This is a genomic window from Methyloversatilis universalis EHg5, assembly GCF_000378945.1.
Classification (GTDB): domain Bacteria; phylum Pseudomonadota; class Gammaproteobacteria; order Burkholderiales; family Rhodocyclaceae; genus Methyloversatilis; species Methyloversatilis universalis_A.
The window spans coordinates 2,624,740-2,640,012 of record NZ_KB900539.1; the positions used below are offsets into that span (position 1 = coordinate 2,624,740).

At 67.3% G+C, this 15,273-nt stretch carries 17 protein-coding genes and 1 tRNA gene; 7 read left to right on the plus strand and 11 right to left on the minus strand.

What is annotated here, in order from left to right:
• Positions 1-160: 160 nt before the first annotated feature.
• On the plus strand, positions 161-1,750 hold the full coding sequence (locus METUNV2_RS0112055) for a gamma-glutamyltransferase family protein (protein WP_018229735.1): 1,590 nt from the start codon (positions 161-163) through the stop codon (positions 1,748-1,750).
• Positions 1,751-1,762: 12 nt separating this feature from the next.
• On the opposite strand, the gene METUNV2_RS0112060 is transcribed toward METUNV2_RS0112055, so the two are convergent.
• Positions 1,763-2,188, minus strand: coding sequence for a BLUF domain-containing protein (locus tag METUNV2_RS0112060; RefSeq protein WP_018229736.1), 426 nt, complete (start codon positions 2,186-2,188; stop codon positions 1,763-1,765).
• 100 nt (positions 2,189-2,288) lie between these two features.
• On the opposite strand from METUNV2_RS0112060, the gene ylqF reads away from it, so the two are divergent.
• Positions 2,289-3,188, plus strand: a complete 900-nt coding sequence (ylqF, locus tag METUNV2_RS0112065) for a ribosome biogenesis GTPase YlqF (RefSeq protein WP_026188112.1) — start codon at positions 2,289-2,291, stop codon at positions 3,186-3,188.
• Between the two features lie 350 nt (positions 3,189-3,538).
• Here ylqF and rfbC read toward each other — a convergent pair whose 3' ends face one another.
• The 5 genes from rfbC to METUNV2_RS0112090 form a co-directional block, all read right to left on the minus strand.
• Entirely contained in the window at positions 3,539-4,084 is a 546-nt protein-coding gene (gene rfbC / locus METUNV2_RS0112070; protein WP_018229738.1) for a dTDP-4-dehydrorhamnose 3,5-epimerase, read from the minus strand.
• The gene (gene rfbA / locus METUNV2_RS0112075; RefSeq protein WP_018229739.1) at positions 4,084-4,965 is read right to left on the minus strand and encodes a glucose-1-phosphate thymidylyltransferase RfbA; all 882 of its coding nucleotides are present in this window, start codon (positions 4,963-4,965) and stop codon (positions 4,084-4,086) included. The genes rfbC and rfbA overlap by 1 nt, the downstream gene beginning before the upstream one ends.
• A 20-nt stretch (positions 4,966-4,985) precedes the next feature.
• Complete coding sequence (gene rfbD / locus METUNV2_RS0112080) at positions 4,986-5,891, minus strand: dTDP-4-dehydrorhamnose reductase (RefSeq protein ID WP_018229740.1); 906 nt, start codon at positions 5,889-5,891, stop codon at positions 4,986-4,988.
• Positions 5,888-6,961, minus strand: a complete 1,074-nt coding sequence (gene rfbB, locus METUNV2_RS0112085) for a dTDP-glucose 4,6-dehydratase (protein WP_018229741.1) — start codon at positions 6,959-6,961, stop codon at positions 5,888-5,890. Before rfbB ends, rfbD begins: the two co-directional genes overlap by 4 nt.
• 104 nt (positions 6,962-7,065) lie before the next feature.
• Positions 7,066-8,859: an AsmA-like C-terminal region-containing protein gene (locus METUNV2_RS0112090; RefSeq protein ID WP_018229742.1), complete on the minus strand. Its 1,794-nt coding sequence runs from the start codon at positions 8,857-8,859 to the stop codon at positions 7,066-7,068.
• A gap of 18 nt (positions 8,860-8,877) precedes the next feature.
• Between METUNV2_RS0112090 and METUNV2_RS19865 the strand changes: the two genes are divergently transcribed.
• Together METUNV2_RS19865 and METUNV2_RS0112095 are read left to right on the plus strand one after the other, a co-directional pair.
• Entirely contained in the window at positions 8,878-9,018 is a 141-nt protein-coding gene (locus METUNV2_RS19865; protein ID WP_157281407.1) for a hypothetical protein, read from the plus strand.
• 37 nt (positions 9,019-9,055) lie between these two features.
• Positions 9,056-9,131 (plus strand) — tRNA-Asn (locus tag METUNV2_RS0112095).
• A 113-nt stretch (positions 9,132-9,244) separates the two neighbouring features.
• Here METUNV2_RS0112095 and METUNV2_RS0112100 read toward each other — a convergent pair.
• The 3 genes from METUNV2_RS0112100 to METUNV2_RS0112110 all read right to left on the minus strand — a co-directional run bounded on the left by METUNV2_RS0112100 (position 9,245) and on the right by METUNV2_RS0112110 (position 10,670).
• Positions 9,245-9,700, minus strand: a complete 456-nt coding sequence (locus METUNV2_RS0112100; RefSeq protein WP_018229743.1) for a copper chaperone PCu(A)C — start codon at positions 9,698-9,700, stop codon at positions 9,245-9,247.
• A 75-nt stretch (positions 9,701-9,775) separates the two neighbouring features.
• On the minus strand, positions 9,776-10,318 hold the full coding sequence (gene greB / locus METUNV2_RS0112105) for a transcription elongation factor GreB (protein ID WP_018229744.1): 543 nt from the start codon (positions 10,316-10,318) through the stop codon (positions 9,776-9,778).
• 112 nt (positions 10,319-10,430) lie between these two features.
• Positions 10,431-10,670 carry a DUF3567 family protein gene (locus METUNV2_RS0112110; RefSeq protein ID WP_008060947.1) on the minus strand — a complete coding sequence of 80 codons (240 nt, stop codon included), beginning with the start codon at positions 10,668-10,670 and terminating at the stop codon, positions 10,431-10,433.
• A 237-nt stretch (positions 10,671-10,907) separates the two neighbouring features.
• On the opposite strand from METUNV2_RS0112110, the gene METUNV2_RS0112115 reads away from it, so the two are divergent.
• Positions 10,908-11,105, plus strand: a complete 198-nt coding sequence (locus METUNV2_RS0112115; RefSeq protein WP_018229745.1) for a DUF465 domain-containing protein — start codon at positions 10,908-10,910, stop codon at positions 11,103-11,105.
• 31 nt (positions 11,106-11,136) lie between these two features.
• Here METUNV2_RS0112115 and METUNV2_RS0112120 read toward each other — a convergent pair whose 3' ends face one another.
• Positions 11,137-11,988 carry an endonuclease/exonuclease/phosphatase family protein gene (locus tag METUNV2_RS0112120; protein WP_018229746.1) on the minus strand — a complete coding sequence of 284 codons (852 nt, stop codon included), beginning with the start codon at positions 11,986-11,988 and terminating at the stop codon, positions 11,137-11,139.
• Positions 11,989-12,060: 72 nt separating this feature from the next.
• Here METUNV2_RS0112120 and METUNV2_RS0112125 point away from each other — a divergent pair, with 72 nt between their 5' ends.
• Entirely contained in the window at positions 12,061-13,194 is a 1,134-nt protein-coding gene (locus METUNV2_RS0112125) for a PQQ-dependent sugar dehydrogenase (RefSeq protein WP_018229747.1), read from the plus strand.
• A gap of 103 nt (positions 13,195-13,297) precedes the next feature.
• A complete protein-coding gene (locus METUNV2_RS0112130; RefSeq protein WP_018229748.1) occupies positions 13,298-14,377 on the plus strand; it encodes a 3-deoxy-7-phosphoheptulonate synthase in 1,080 nt (359 codons plus the stop codon).
• Positions 14,378-14,379: 2 nt separating this feature from the next.
• Here METUNV2_RS0112130 and METUNV2_RS0112135 read toward each other — a convergent pair whose 3' ends face one another.
• Positions 14,380-15,183 (minus strand): response regulator transcription factor, encoded by an 804-nt coding sequence (locus METUNV2_RS0112135; RefSeq protein ID WP_018229749.1) that lies wholly within the window; start codon positions 15,181-15,183, stop codon positions 14,380-14,382.
• Positions 15,184-15,273: the final 90 nt, after the last annotated feature.

A 15,273-nucleotide genomic window follows, 5' to 3' on the forward strand; every position in this document is an offset into this window, starting at 1 on the left:
TGCATGCCGAAGCCTCATGCGCTCATAAGGGCGCGCAGCGGGGGAATCACCCGCACGCATGCCCGCATCGTGCGCATCGCGCCAGACTGATGCACCATAGCGGCACAGGGCATCTGGGGCAATCGCGCCGGACCTGCCGACGACCCCACCGGAGCAGACCATGACCGCATCTGCAGGCGGCATCGCCGTTGCCCCCCATCATCTGGCCGCCGAATCCGCGCGCGACGTGATGCGCGAAGGCGGCAACGCGATCGAAGCCATGATTGCCGCGGCCGCCACCATTGCCGTGGTGTACCCGCACATGAACGCGCTCGGCGGAGACGGCTTCTGGCTGATCGCCGAACCGGGCCAAGCACCGCGCGCCATCGATGCCTGCGGCGCGGCCGCCGCGCTGGCCAGCCGGCACTGGTACATGGATCAGGACATCGAGGACCGCATCCCCAGTCGCGGCCCGCTGGCCGCGCTGACCGTGGCGGGCACCGTGTCCGGCTGGCAGCTCGCCCAGCAGGCTGCTGCCGAAGCCGGCGGACGCCTGCCGCTGTCGAGGCTGCTGCGTGACGCCGAACAGTACGCAAGGCACGGCGTTGCGGTCAGCCCCAATCTGGCGCGCAGCCTGAAGGCCAAACAGGCCGAAGTGGGCGGGCAGCCAGGCTTCGCACGGCACTTCCTGCCCGGCGACGAAGCGCCGGCTGCCGGCCAGACCCTGTATCAGCCGCGTCTGGCCGACACCCTGGCCCATCTGGTCCAGGCCGGGCTGGGCGACTTCTACACCGGCGATCTGGCCCGGCAGATGGCGAGCGCGCTGGAACGCGCCGGCAGCCCGCTGCGCCTGCCCGATTTCCACGCCCACCGCGCGCAGTGGCGCACGCCGCTGATGCTCGAACACCGGCTGGGCCGCATGTACAACATGCCGCCGCCGACCCAGGGCCTGTTGTCGCTGCTCATCCTCGGCCAGCTCGAGCGTATCGGGCTCGGCGAGCAGGGCGATCAGTCCGCCGATTTCATCCACCGCCTGGTCGAAGCCAGCCGTCAGGCCTTCATGGTGCGCGACCGCTATCTGAGCGATCCGGCGCGCATGAGGGTCGATGCACAGTCGCTGCTCACGCCGGAATGCCTCGATTCGCTGGCCGACGGCGTGGATACCGAGCGCGCCGGCGGCCGGGTGCGCACCGCGCCCGGCGACACCGTGTGGATGGGCGCAGTGGACCGCGACGGCCGCGCGGTGAGCTTCATCCAGAGCATCTATCACGAGTTCGGCAGCGGGGTGGTGGCCGGCGACACCGGCGTGCTGTGGCAGAACCGCGGCATCAGCTTTTCGCTTCAGGCCGGCGCACTCAATGTGCTGGAGCCCTGCCGCAAGCCCTTCCATACGCTGAATCCGCCGCTGGCGCAGCTGAAGGACGGGCGTACCGTGGTGTATGGCAGCATGGGCGGCGACGGTCAGCCGCAGTTCCAGGCCCAGGTGCTGCTGCGCCACCTGCACTTCGGTCTGGACGTAAAACAGGCGGTATCGGCGCCGCGCTGGCTGCTCGGCCGCACCTGGGGTTCGGCCAGCGAAACGCTGAAACTGGAAGGTCGTTTTCCGGCCGAGGTATTCGAGGCGCTGACCGCGCGCGGGCATGCGGTGGAAAGACTGGCCGACTTCGACGACAGCGCCGGCCACGCCGGCCTCATCGTGCGCCACCCTGACGGACGGCTTGAAGGCGCGTCCGACCCGCGTTCGGATGGCGCGGCGCTGACCGTCGACTGAGGCGGGGCGCGTTCAGCGTGGCGAGCGCCAGCGCGCCACGCCCATCAGCTCCTGCAGCAGCGCCTCGATCGAGGCCGCGCTCATGGTGTACGGGTCGAACTGCGGCAGCGGGCAGTACTTCAGGAACAGCGCCCGGTTGTCGGCGGTGTGGGCGACATAGCCCATCGCCCAGTCACCAAACTCGCGGGCGACGATTTCGCTGAATGACAGGAGGGCCGGTTCGGTGTGACGCGGGTCGCCGGCGATACGGTGATAGACCTCGTTCACCGCCTTGCGCCCGCCTTCCAGACACTGCAGGAACACGCCGCCGGTATAGCACAGCGCACCGGTCACCCCGTCGCGCGCATTGTTCGCCTGCGAGTGCGCGAGGATGTGATCGATGTCCGAAGGGGTGAGGTCCGGGTGGACACGGCTGGCGTAGATCAGGCGGACGAGCATGGGCGGTCTCCGGGGCGGAATGCGGCTTCGACCGGTCATGCGGCGCGGCGGTTCGGCGGACCGGTACAATGGCGCGCTTTCCCGCCGTTCGGTTCCTCCCATGGCCATCCAGTGGTTTCCCGGTCACATGACCTCCGCGCGCAAGCACGCGACCGACGCGATGAAATCGGTCGACGTGGTGGTCGAAGTGCTCGACGCCCGCGTGCCCGAGGCAAGCAGCAATCCGATGATCCACGCCATCCGCACGCACCGGAACCGGCCCTGTCTGAAACTGCTGAACAAGGCCGATCTGGCCGATCCGGACGTGACCGCGGCCTGGCTCAAGCATTTCAACAGCCAGCCCAATACGAAGGCGGTGGCGATTTCCGCGCGCAAGCCGGGCGACGCCGGCCGCATCCAGTCGCTCGCGCAGTCGCTCGCGCCGCACCGCGACGACAATCTCAAGCCGCTGCGGCTCATCATCATGGGCATCCCCAACGTCGGCAAATCGACGCTGATGAACGCGCTGGTAAAGAAGAAAGTGGCCGCCACCGGCGACGAGCCTGCGATCACCAAGAGCATCCAGCGCATCCACCTGAATCCGCGGCTCACGCTGTACGACACCCCGGGTCTGATGTGGCCCAAGATCGAGCACGAAAGCGACGGCCTGATGCTGGCCGCCAGCCATGCCATCGGCCGCAACGCCATCATCGACGAAGAGGTGGCGACCTTTCTCGGCAACCTGCTGCAGGCGCGCTATCCGCAGATGCTGACCGCGCGCTACGGCTGCACGCCGGACATGGACGGCGTGGCGGTGATCGAACACATCGCCGCCCGGCGTGGCTATCGCATCAAGGGCGGCGCACCGGATCTGGAGAAGGCGGCCTTCACGCTGCTGCAGGACTACCGCGACGGCGTGATCGGTCGCGTCAGTCTGGAAACGCCGGAAACCCGCGTCCAGATGCTGGCCGCGGACAAGGCGGCGAAGGCAGCGGCCACTGCTGGCGACGACGAGGGCTGATCGCCCGCGCTACGATTACGCCCTGAAACAGGAGGCGGCGCCCGATCAAAGGCCCCATCGCGGCGAGGCGCCGCTCCCACAAGAGCCAGTCCCCGTGGGAGCGGCGCCCCCGCCGCGATGGCAGCCTCGAATCCAGGACAGCGCGTGATCACGTGCCCTATCTCGGCGAGGTCGCCGTGCCCACAGGGGTGCACCTTCCCGCCTCAAAGCCCGTCGAACACCTCTCACTCACCCAGCGGCTTGCCCGCCGCGCTCTTGCCCGATAAGGCCGTAGGGTGTGCAGGCCACAGGCCTGCGCACGCGGACCGCTCCGCGCGCCAACTCGACCGCACCCACCCGTCGCAACAGACTTACCCGAACACCTCGCACTCACCCAGCGGCTTGCCCGCCAGGTCCTTGGCCGACAGCTGCGGCTCACCGTCCAGCGGCCACTGCACGCCCACCGTCGCATCGTTCCACGCCAGGCTGCGCTCGTGCTGCGGTGCGTAGTAGTCGGTGGTCTTGTACAGGAAGTCCGCACTGTCGCTCTGCACGTAAAAGCCGTGCGCGAAGCCGGCCGGCACCCAGAACTGCCGGTGGTTCTCGCCGCTCAGTTCCACGCCGTACCATTTCCCGAAGGTGGGCGAGGAACGGCGCAGGTCCACCGCCACATCGAACACCCGGCCCTGTGCCACCCGCACCAGCTTGCCCTGCGGCTGCTGCACCTGGTAGTGCAGCCCGCGCAGCACGCCGCGTCCGCTGCGCGAGTGGTTGTCCTGCACGAAGTCGGCCTTCACGCCGGTCAGTTCGGCAAAGGTGCGCGCGTTGAAGCTTTCCATGAAGAAGCCGCGTGCGTCGCCGAACACCTTCGGTTCGAGCACCAGCAGGCCGGGGATCCCGGTTTCGATCACGTTCATCAGAACACCTGTTCGTCGGCGATGCGCAGCAGGTACTGGCCGTAGCCGCTCTTGGCGAGCGGCGCGGCGATGCGCTTGAGCTGATCGGCGTCGATCCAGCCCTGACGCCAGGCAATCTCTTCCGGGCACGATATCTTCAGGCCCTGGCGCTTCTCCAGTGTCTGGATGAACTGGGCGGCTTCGATCAGCGAGTCGTGGGTGCCGGTGTCCAGCCAGGCGTGGCCGCGGCCCATCACCTGCACTTCCAGTTCGCCGCGCTCCAGATACACGCGGTTCAGATCGGTGATTTCCAGTTCGCCGCGCGGCGAGGGCTTCAGTGCCTTGGCAATCGAGCTGGCCTGATGGTCGTAGAAGTACAGGCCGGTGACCGCGTAGCGGCTGCGCGGTTTTACAGGCTTCTCTTCCAGGCTGATGGCACGCCCCGCCTTGTCGAATTCGACCACGCCGTAGCGCTCGGGGTCGGTCACGCCGTAGGCGAACACGGTGGCGCCGGCTTCACGCGCGCTGGCCGCCTTCAGGTCGTGCGCGAATTCGTGGCCGTAGAAGAGGTTGTCGCCGAGCACCAGCGCCGAGGGGGCGCCGCCGATGAACTCTTCGCCGATGATGAAGGCCTGGGCCAGACCGTCCGGGCTGGGCTGCACCGCGTATTCGATCTTCATGCCCCAGGCGGAGCCGTCACCGAGCAGGGTCTGGAAGCGCGGCGTGTCCTGCGGGGTCGAGATCACCAGCACTTCGCGAATGCCCGCCAGCATGAGGGTGGACAGCGGGTAGTAGATCATCGGCTTGTCGTAGACCGGCATCAGCTGTTTCGATACCGCGATGGTGACCGGGTGCAGCCGGGTGCCGGAGCCGCCGGCGAGGACGATGCCTTTGCGTGTCATGGGGGTGCTCCTGATTCCGTTCAGAGGATTTCGGCCAACATGCGGTCTACGCCCTGCTGCCAGTCGGGCAGCGTGAGGCCGAAGGTGTCGCGCAGCCGCCGGGTGTCCAGCCGCGAATTGAGCGGACGGGCGGCGGGCGTCGGATAGTCGGTGGTGGGGATGGGCAGGAGGGCCTCGCGGGCGACCTTGATGTCTTGCCCGGCGGCGCGGGCGCGCTCGATCACGTGGGTGGCGTAGCCGTGCCAGGAGGTTTCGCCTGCGGCCACGCAGTGATAGAGGCCGGCAAGCTGCGGGTTCTGGCGCAATGCGCGTGCGGCGTGGGCGGTGATGTCGGCCAGCAGTTCGGCGCCGGTGGGCGCGCCGATCTGATCACTGATGACGGTGAGCCGCTCGCGCTCCTTCGCCAGTTTCAGCATGGTTTTGGCGAAGTTGCCGCCGCGCGCGGCATAGACCCAGCTGGTGCGCAGGATGAGGTGAGCAGCCCCCGAGGCGGCGATCAGCTGCTCGCCTTCGAGCTTGGTGCGGCCATAGACGCTGAGCGGGTTCGTTACCGCCGTTTCATCACGCGGGGCGCTGCCGCTGCCGTCGAACACGTAGTCGGTGGAGTAGTGAATCAGGTGGGCGCCGAGCGCACGCGCTTCCTGCGCGATGCGGCCGGGGGTGACGGCGTTGATCAGGCGGGCGAGATCCGGCTCGCTTTCCGCCTTGTCCACCGCGGTGTGGGCGGCGGCATTGACGATGAGGTCCGGCGCCAGCCTGCGCACGGTGGCGGCGACTGCGTCCGGGTTGCTGAAGTCGCCGCTCAGGTTGTTATTGAGCTCACCTGCGCTGTCGAAGTCCAGCGCAGTCACCCGGCCCAGCGGGGCGAGCGCGCGCTGCAGTTCCCAGCCGACCTGGCCGCCCTTGCCGAACAGCAGGATGTTCATGCGCCCTGCTCCGCGCTGCCGTACTGCGTGTTCACCCAGTCGCGGTAGCTGCCGCTGAGCACGTTCTGCACCCAGGGCTGATGGTCCAGATACCAGCGCACGGTCTTGCGGATGCCGGTGTCGAAGGTTTCGGCCGGCTTCCAGCCGAGTTCGCGCTCGATCTTGCGCGCGTCGATGGCGTAGCGCCGGTCGTGGCCCGGGCGGTCCTTCACGTAGGTGATGAGCCGTTCGTAGGGGCCGGCGGCGTCCGGTTTCATTTCGTCGAGCAGCGCGCACACGGTGCGCACGATGTCGATGTTGGGCTTCTCGTTCCAGCCGCCGATGTTGTAGGTCTCGCCCAGCCGGCCGCGCGCGAGCACTTCGCGGATGGCGGCGCAGTGGTCTTTCACGTACAGCCAGTCGCGCACCTGCTGGCCGTCGCCATACACGGGCAGCGGCTTGCCGGCGAGCGCATTGACGATGATGAGCGGGATGAGCTTCTCGGGGAAGTGATACGGGCCGTAGTTGTTCGAGCAGTTGGTGGTCACCACCGGCAGGCCGTAGGTGTGGTGCCAGGCGCGCACTAGGTGGTCGCTCGCAGCCTTGCTGGCCGAGTACGGGCTGTTGGGCTCGTAGGCATTCGTCTCCGCGAACGGCGGGTCGGTGGGCTTGAGCGAGCCGTACACCTCGTCGGTGCTCACGTGGTGGAAGCGGAAGGCCGCCTTGTCGTCCCCTTCGAGCGTGCCCCAGTAGCCGCGTGCGGCTTCCAGCAGCGTGAAGGTGCCGGTCACGTTGGTGCGCATGAATTCGCCCGGCCCGTGGATCGAGCGATCAACGTGCGACTCGGCGGCGAAATGCATGATGGCGCGCGGACGGTGCTGCGCGAGCAGCCGGTCGACCCGCTCGCGGTCGCAGATGTCGCCGTGCACGAAGAGGTGGCGCGCATCGCCGTCGAGCGCCGCCAGGTTGGCGCGGTTGCCCGCGTAGGTCAGTGCGTCCAGATTGACGACCGGCTCGTCACTGCCCGAAAGCCAGTCCAGTACGAAGTTGCTGCCAATGAAGCCGGCTCCGCCGGTTACCAGGATGGTCATGATGCAGGCACCTGTGCGATTCGGAGAGGCAACACTATACGGCGGAGCGGCTGCCGTGCCGTGCGGACAATGACCGCCCGCACGTCACGCCGGTGAGCAGCGCGTCAGCGCAGCAGCTTCACCACCGGATCGGCATATGCCCCTTCCACGCCGACCGGCGCACGCACGGTGGTGGCCGAACCCTGCAGGGTCACATCCAGCCGTCCGTCGAAACGCCCCTCGGCCAGACGCAGCGCTCCCTGGGCGCCGACCAGACCGGATTCCATCGACACGCGGCCGAGCGACAGCCCGCTGCCATCCACCGTGGCGTCGCCCTCCAGCCGGTCGAAGCGAGTGCTGCCACCCCGTACGCCGCCCGGACGGGGAATGCGCACCGCCTGCACCAGATCGACCCGCTCGATCTGTCCTCGCTGCACGCCCAGCGTGCCGGTACCGCGCAGGTTGCGGCGCAGCGTCTCGAAATCGGCGCCATCGGCAGTCAGCGCCAGCGACATCGACAGATCGCCGGTCAGACGCAGCGTGGGCGCCAGGACCTTGAGCAGGCCAGCAAGACCGAGGCGCGAGGTCATCACCTGCCCCTCGAAACGAGGCGCATCTCCGAAATCCAGCGCGACCGTGCCGGTGGCATAGCCGTCGTACAGCTTCACGTCCACCTTGTCGAACTGCAGGCGCCGACTGCTAAGCGTGCCTTGCGCCTCGAACACGTCGAACAGCAGCGAAGGATGACCCGGCGTTTCCCAGCCGAGCGCCGTCATAGACACCTTCCAGGTGCCGGACTCGTTCACGCCCTGCAGCTTGAGGCCCCCGTTGGGTGTATTCAGCGACAGCCGGGTCAGCACGCCGTTGTCGTCGATCGAAAGATCGCCCGCGAGCCGGCCGATGGCGCCATCGAGCAGCGTGAGGCTGGAATCGATCACGCTCACCCGCTCGACCTTCACCCAGCGTGACGCCCAGTTGATGTCCTGCCGGTGCGACAGGATGGGCAGGAAGGACACGTCCAGCCCGGCCTGCTCGATGCGTACCTCGCGCAGTACCGTGCGCTCCGACAGCAGCGTGGATACCCGCGGCAGCAGCTTCACCGCACCGATCTGCAACTGCCTGTTGGCGCCGACCGTCACGCCTTCGAGCGCGATGGACGGTTCCGGCAGCAGACTGGGCGACACGCTGGTGATATGCACCGGATGACCCAGCAGCTCGGTCGCCATTTCCTCTATATGAGGCAGATGACGGTTGTAGGGGTAGAGGAAGAAGGTACCGGCCAGCAGCAGGATGAACACCAGCGCGCCGATGAACAGCCGGCGCCCGAGCGACCCCGGCGGACCCCGACGTTCGCCACTGCCCACCCGCCCCGTGAACAGATTGAACAGCCGGCGCAGCGGACCTTCCGGACGCTCCGCCGGCGCCGACTCGGCCGCACTGGCCGACATCATCGCGCGCCGGATCGCGCTGCGCACGTCATCGGCCGGCACGGCCACCGGTGCAGCCGCCCCGGCCGGCGCAGGAGCCGCCAGTTCGGGCAGCGCCATCGCGAATTCCTCCAGCACCGGCGATTCGGGCGTCGACGACTTCTCGTGCGCACGACGGATGTCATCGGCCACCGGCGTGATGGGCTGACTGACCAGATCTTCGATATCCACCAGCATCGAGGACAGTTCGGCGCGATCCGCCACTTCGGACGGATTCGGTGCGTCGACACGACGCACCAGCCCGCGATGCTCGAGCTCGCCGATCAGCCCCTCGACAATCAGCGGATCGCCGAACTGCTGCGCCAGACTGCCGACCGGCGTACGCCCATCGACCATGATGAGGATGGACCGCAGATTGCGCTGGACGATGGTGCGTTTGGTCACCGCCTCCTCGCCAGCGTCGGTCTTCACGTAAACAGCGTTTTCGTTCATGGGTGCAGGAGCGCGTGGATGACCCTGCCGCACCGGACAGTCATTCCGGTTGCGGATGCGACCGGCGCAAAAACGGCGCGCGGTGACGCGATCATAAATCGACTCGCCCGCGGAATGACCGCGCAGTCGACCGGAAAAAATGCCTCATCAAAAACTTGACGCACATGCAAACGCTGTCTATCATTGCGGTCTCTTTTCCCCGATAGCTCAGTCGGTAGAGCGCCGGACTGTTAATCCGTAGGTCCCTGGTTCGAGCCCAGGTCGGGGAGCCAAGACACGAAAGGCCCGCAGCGATGCGGGCCTTTTCCGTTCACGACGCTTTTGTCACTGCCTCGCCAGATCCCGAATGGCGGAGGCTGCAAACGCAGCCTCCTCTTCTTATTCCTCAGTGATGGTCATGACCGCCCGTGGCGGCCCCCAGAGCCCGTACGCCGGCCTTCACCTCCACCGTTTCCCGCGACTTGTCGGCGTACTCGACGGTGAGCGTGAGCGGCACGGTCTGGCCTTCGGTGACCGGTGCCTTCAGATCCATCAGCATCACGTGCAGGCCGCCCGGCTTCAGTTCGACCGCCTTGCCGGCCGGCAGATCGAGCGCCGGCAGCGCGCGCATGCGCATCACGTTGTTCTCCATCGACATTTCATGGACTTCGGTCACGCCGGCGACCGGCGATTTCGCCGCGACCACGCGGCCGGCGCGCGGTGCGGTGATCTGCATGAAGGCGCCGGTCGCCTTCTGCTGTGCGACGGTGGCGCGCACCCAGGCATCCTTGACAAGCACCTGGGCGGACGCGACGCCGCAGGACAGGGACAGCACGCTGGCGAGAGCCAGGATTCTTTTCATGTTGAGCACTCCGGGATGGAAAGGCTGGGGCAGACGATGTGACCGGCGGTTCAACCCGCAGGCCGCACCGGATCATCATTCGTAGCGGATTTCGGTCACTTCGATCTCGCGCACACCGGCCGGGCTCTGGAAACGCACGGTGTCGCCCTCGCGCGCCTTGAGCAGCGCGCGCGCCAGCGGGGAAATCCAGGAAATGCGGCCGTCCGACGCATTGGCTTCGTCGACGCCGACGATCTGCACCGTATGCGGGCCGTCCTCGTCCTCGTAGTCGACGGTGGCCGCGAAGAACACCTGTTCCGGATTCTGCTGCGCCTTCGGGTCGACCACGGTGGCCGATTCAAGCCGCTTGATCAGGAAACGGATGCGGCGGTCAATTTCGCGCAGCCGTTTCTTGCCATAGATGTAGTCGCCATTTTCCGAGCGGTCGCCATTGGAGGCCGCCCAGGCCACGGTTTCAACGATGCGCGGGCGCTCGCTGCGCACCAGTTCGTCCAGTTCGGCGCGCAGCCGGCCGTAGCCGGCCAGCGTCATGTAGTTCTTGCTGCCCGGCGGCAGCGCGCTGCCGACCTCGGGGTCGTCGTCCTCGGTGTCGGTTTCCTTGGTGAAGGCCTTGCTCATGCGGGTAGGGACGGATGCGTGCCAGTGCGGGGGGACACGCATTTTACCGAAGCGGGCGGACAGCCGCCCGCTTCGGGCTCGCTCGACCGGAGTCAGCGATGTGTGGAGAGGCTCAGTGGTAGATGGCCGGCTGGGTCAGCAGCGCTTCCCACGGCCCCATGAAGGCATCGAACTCTTCCGCGCCCATCTCTTCGTCGTGGTCGACCAGTGCCTGCAGTTCCTCACGGAACCGCCGCGCCGCATCGTCGCGGATGAGCACGCCGCGACCGATGCGCTTGTCGATCACCTCGACCGCTTCCAGACCTGCGTACTCGACCACATAGACCAGCGGATTGTTGAACATGATGTGCATGACGATTCTCCTTGGCTGGTGCGGCTGTACAACGGGCAACGGGCCGACGCCCGCCGCTGTTTCCTGCACCGCGTCCCTGCAGTGCAGATGGGGCACACCCGCCGCCTTTCAAGCCGGTTAACGGCGGATGCACCGACACCCTTGAGCACGCTTGCGCCGGGCACCGCGCGGACCTACCATCCGCGCCAGTCCCACGAACCGGAGCCCGCAGCGCCCACGAGGCGCCGTGCGCAAGGCATGGAAGAACAGGAAATCCGCGCCACGCTTGACGGCCTGCGCACCGAACACCGCGACCTCGATCAGGCCATTCTCGACCTGCATGACGCGGGTTCGCGCGACGAATTGCTGCTGCGCCGCCTGAAGAAACGCAAACTTGTGTTGCGCGACCGTATCGCCACGCTCGAGCGCCTGCTCGAACCGGACGAATTCGCCTGAACGCCCCCTTCCTCTGTGCAGTGACTGCGGCTCAGCCGCGCAGTTCCACCCACAGCGGCTGGTGGTCGGACGCATCGGTGTCCGTGTCGACATGCAGGCCGCTCACGCGCGGCAGCAGCGCCGGCGTAGCGAACGCGAAATCGCAGCAGTAGGGCCGGTCCGGCCAGTCGGCGCCGTGCAGACCCACCGTGTGCGCGTGCGGCCGCTCCGGGTGCAGATGGCGCCACAGATCCACCCAGTCAGCGCCCGGCTGTCCGGCAGGGTCGAGCAGCCGACGGTAGTCGGCGGACCCCGGTTCGCAGTTGAAATCACCGCACAGCAGCGCCGCAGCCGGCCGCAGTGGCGGCCGGAAAGCGGTATTGCCCTCCTTCCCGGCGGGCGGCGCACTGACCTGCGCCAGCGCCTCGGCGGACAGCGCGCGCAGCGCCTCCACCTGGGCCATGCGCTGCACCGGCGAGTAGTACTCCAGATGGGTGCAGAGCACGCGCAGCGGCCCGCCCGGCGCATCCAGCGTTGCTTCGGCCACCGCACGCTGCATCGAGGGCACGGACGGGTCCGCCGGCCACGGCAGCAGACGGCGCCACACCGCACGCACCGGCAGCCTGCTCAGCAGCAGGTTGCCGAACTGGCACGGCCGACCGCCCTCGCCCGGCTGGTCACTGCCGGGGGCGAACACCGCTGAATACTGTGGAAATTCGGCCATGAACTGCGCCACCTGATCCTCGCCCGACAGACCGGGCAACGCATCGTGGCCCACCGCAACTTCCTGCAGGCAGATCACGTCCGCGTCACCGCCGGCGCGTATCGTGTCGGCGATGCGCCGCACGCTGACCCGGCGGTCACAGCCGCGCGCCCATTGGATGTTCCAGCTCACCAGCTTCATCTGATCGCTCCATCGCGGAACGCGCGGCAGCGAAGCCGGTCGATTCCGCATACGCATGACAGGAAGACCCCGATGATACGAAGCCTGATCCTGGCCGGTGCACTTGCGCTCGGCGCTCCGCTTGCCCACGCGCAGAGCAATGGCGACACCGCGCTGGAACGGCTGCGCGTGCCGCCCGGCTTCACCGTGGAACTGTGGGCCCGGGTCGACAACCCGCGGGCCATGACGCTGGGGGCACCCGGCCGACTGTACGTCGGCTCACGGGCCGGCCATGTCAGCGCGGTGCCCTTCGACCCGGTCACGATGAAGGCCGGCGACGCGGTGAAGATCGCCCGTGGCCTGAACATGCCGGTCGGCGTGGCCTGGCGCAAGGGCGATCTGTACGTGTCCTCGCTTGACCGCATCGTGAAGCTGCCGGCCATCGACGACCGGCTGGCGGCTCCGCCGAAACCGGTGGTGGTCAGTGACCGCTTCCCGAAAGACACCGCGCACGGCTGGAAATTCATCGCCTTCGGGCCGGACGACAGGCTCTACATACCGGTGGGCGCGCCCTGCAACATCTGCGACCGCGACCGGGATGGCTACGCCAACATCATGCGCATGAATGCCGACGGCAGCGGCCTCGAAATTTACGCGCGTGGCGTGCGCAACAGCGTGGGCTTCGACTGGCATCCGAAAACCGGCGAACTGTGGTTTTCGGACAACGGCCGCGACTGGATGGGTGATGACACGCCGCCCTGCGAGATCAACCGCGTCAGCAAGGCCGGCCAGCACTTCGGCTACCCCTACTGCCACGGTGGCGACATCGCCGACCCGGAGTTCGGACAGGGCCGTTCATGCGGCGACTACGTCGCACCGGCCTGGAAGCTGGGGGCGCACGTCGCGCCGCTGGGCATGCGCTTCTATACCGGAAGCCAGTTCCCGGACGAATACCGCGGCGCGCTGTTCGTCGCCGAACACGGCTCCTGGAACCGGCGCGAGCGCGACGGCTACCGGGTCATGGTGGCGCGGCTCGAAGGCAACCGGGTGGTGAGCTACACGCCCTTCGTCGAAGGTTTTCTCGGCCGCAACGACGCGGTGTTCGGCCGCCCGGCCGACGTGCAGGTGCTGCCGGATGGTTCGCTGCTGGTGTCGGACGACGCCGCAAACGCGATCTACCGCATACGCTGGAACGGCACCCGCCACGCCGCGCTGTCGCTGCACTGAGCGCGCCGGCGAGCGCTCAATCGCACATCATTGACCGGCGCGATTGACAGGCGCCGGCAAGCAGCGTTGACTGCGGCCTGTCAATGACAGGAACAGCGCGGCGATGAACAGCGAAACCACACTTGAAGACAGCCGGATCGAACATTTTTCGGTCATGCCGGCGCCGGCCGACATCAAGGGCGAGGCGCCGCTGAGCGAGGCGGCATCGGCGGCGGTGCGGGCCGGCCGCGAGGCGGTACGGGCCATTCTCGAACACGGTGACCCGCGGCTTTTCGTCGTGGTCGGCCCGTGTTCGATGCATGACCCGGTGGCCTGCATGGAATACGCGCGCCGGCTGCGCGCACTGGCCGACGAACTGTCTCCCACTCTGCTGCTGGTGATGCGGGTGTATTTCGAGAAGCCGCGCACCGCAGTGGGCTGGAAGGGCTATATCAACGACCCCTTCATGGACGACAGCTTCCAGATCGAGGAAGGCATGCGCCGCGCGCGCCGCTTCCTGCTCGATGTGGCGGAACTGGGCCTGCCGGCCGCGACCGAGGCGCTGGACCCGATTTCGCCGCAATACCTCGGTGACCTGATTTCATGGACCGCGATCGGCGCCCGCACCTCTGAATCGCAGACCCACCGCGAAATGTCCAGCGGGCTGTCGACGCCGGTCGGCTTCAAGAACGCCACCGACGGCGACCTCGACGCAGCGATCAACGGCATCATTTCCGCTTCCCGGCCGCACAGCTTTCTCGGCATCAATCGCTACGGCCGGTCGAGCATCATCCGCACCCGCGGCAATCCGCACGGCCACATGGTGCTGCGCGGCGGCGCCGGGCGGCCGAACTACGATTCGGTCAGCATCGCGCTGGCCGAACAGGCGCTGACGAAGGCCGGACTGCCGGCGAACATCGTGGTCGATTGTTCGCACGCCAACTCGTTCAAGAAGCCGGACATGCAGCCACTGGTGCTGGCCGACGTGGCCGGCCAGATCCGCGACGGCAACCGGTCCATCGTCGGCGTCATGATCGAAAGCCATCTGAACGCCGGCAACCAGTCGATTCCGAAGGACCTGTCGCAGCTGAAGTACGGCTGTTCGGTGACCGACGGCTGCGTGGACTGGGCCACCACCGAAAAGATGCTGCGCGACCTGGCCGCCACCGTCGGCGACGCACTGAAACGCCGGGTCGCGGCCTGAACTCAGGCGGCGCGCTGCTGCAGCGCGCCCTTGAGCAGACTGCGCAGCATGGCCGGCTCGAACGGCTTGTCGCAGATGCCGGACACGCCGGCCTGTTCGACCGCGGCCAGCCGGCCCATGTCGGATTCACTGGTCACCATCAGGATGGGCACCGACGCCTGCCAGCTCTGCTGGCGCACGTATTCGACCAGCGCGCGGCCGTCCATCTCCGGCATGTTGTAGTCGGTCACCACCAGATCGAACAGCGTGCGCTCCAGCAGATCGACCGCGTCACGTCCGTCTTCGGCCTCGACAATGTCGACGAAACCGACGCTTTCGAGCACCCGGCGCATGAAGCGGCGCGCGTTCGCGCTGTCGTCGACCAGCAGCACCCGCATCGCGTCGTACTCGGCGTCGTCGTCGTTGGCTGCGCTGTCGCCGAGGTAATCCAGCGTAGCCAGCAGCACCCGCTGCAGCTGCGGACCGGAAAAAGGCTTGGGCAGGATGCCGCACACGCCGGACTGGCGTACCGGGTCCAGCGCATGCGGACGGGTTTCGCTCGACACCAGCACGAAGGCGACGCTCTGCAGCGCAGGCGTATCGCGCATTGCACGGACCAGATCGGTGCCATCGGCATCCGGCAGGTAAAGCGCGCTGATCACCACATCCGGCGCCTTTTCGCGCATCTGCGCGAGCGCCTCGCTCATGCTGGCTGCTTCGCGCACCCGCAGCAGACCGGCTGCGGCCACAAGTTCACGGATGATGCGCTGCTGGGTCGGTGACGGTTCGACCAGCAATACGTCGAGATGGGACAGATCGAGGGACATGGGCCGCTCCGGCACAGGCAATTCCGGCATTCACGGCAGAAACGCAGTGCAACATGAATCAGGCATGCAAGGCCGGTTCGGGCATGCAAA

What these genes read in the sequence shown, in the direction of transcription:
- METUNV2_RS0112055 (WP_018229735.1), top strand. Translation starts at nt 161, where the DNA reads ATGACCGCATCTGCAGGCGGCATCGCCGTTGCCCCCCATCATCTGGCC.
- METUNV2_RS0112060 (WP_018229736.1), bottom strand. Translation starts at nt 2,188, where the DNA reads ATGCTCGTCCGCCTGATCTACGCCAGCCGTGTCCACCCGGACCTCACC.
- ylqF (WP_026188112.1), top strand. Translation starts at nt 2,289, where the DNA reads ATGGCCATCCAGTGGTTTCCCGGTCACATGACCTCCGCGCGCAAGCAC.
- rfbC (WP_018229738.1), bottom strand. Translation starts at nt 4,084, where the DNA reads ATGAACGTGATCGAAACCGGGATCCCCGGCCTGCTGGTGCTCGAACCG.
- rfbA (WP_018229739.1), bottom strand. Translation starts at nt 4,965, where the DNA reads ATGACACGCAAAGGCATCGTCCTCGCCGGCGGCTCCGGCACCCGGCTG.
- rfbD (WP_018229740.1), bottom strand. Translation starts at nt 5,891, where the DNA reads ATGAACATCCTGCTGTTCGGCAAGGGCGGCCAGGTCGGCTGGGAACTG.
- rfbB (WP_018229741.1), bottom strand. Translation starts at nt 6,961, where the DNA reads ATGACCATCCTGGTAACCGGCGGAGCCGGCTTCATTGGCAGCAACTTC.
- METUNV2_RS0112090 (WP_018229742.1), bottom strand. Translation starts at nt 8,859, where the DNA reads ATGAACGAAAACGCTGTTTACGTGAAGACCGACGCTGGCGAGGAGGCG.
- METUNV2_RS19865 (WP_157281407.1), top strand. Translation starts at nt 8,878, where the DNA reads ATGACCCTGCCGCACCGGACAGTCATTCCGGTTGCGGATGCGACCGGC.
- METUNV2_RS0112100 (WP_018229743.1), bottom strand. Translation starts at nt 9,700, where the DNA reads ATGAAAAGAATCCTGGCTCTCGCCAGCGTGCTGTCCCTGTCCTGCGGC.
- greB (WP_018229744.1), bottom strand. Translation starts at nt 10,318, where the DNA reads ATGAGCAAGGCCTTCACCAAGGAAACCGACACCGAGGACGACGACCCC.
- METUNV2_RS0112110 (WP_008060947.1), bottom strand. Translation starts at nt 10,670, where the DNA reads ATGCACATCATGTTCAACAATCCGCTGGTCTATGTGGTCGAGTACGCA.
- METUNV2_RS0112115 (WP_018229745.1), top strand. Translation starts at nt 10,908, where the DNA reads ATGGAAGAACAGGAAATCCGCGCCACGCTTGACGGCCTGCGCACCGAA.
- METUNV2_RS0112120 (WP_018229746.1), bottom strand. Translation starts at nt 11,988, where the DNA reads ATGAAGCTGGTGAGCTGGAACATCCAATGGGCGCGCGGCTGTGACCGC.
- METUNV2_RS0112125 (WP_018229747.1), top strand. Translation starts at nt 12,061, where the DNA reads ATGATACGAAGCCTGATCCTGGCCGGTGCACTTGCGCTCGGCGCTCCG.
- METUNV2_RS0112130 (WP_018229748.1), top strand. Translation starts at nt 13,298, where the DNA reads ATGAACAGCGAAACCACACTTGAAGACAGCCGGATCGAACATTTTTCG.
- METUNV2_RS0112135 (WP_018229749.1), bottom strand. Translation starts at nt 15,183, where the DNA reads ATGTCCCTCGATCTGTCCCATCTCGACGTATTGCTGGTCGAACCGTCA.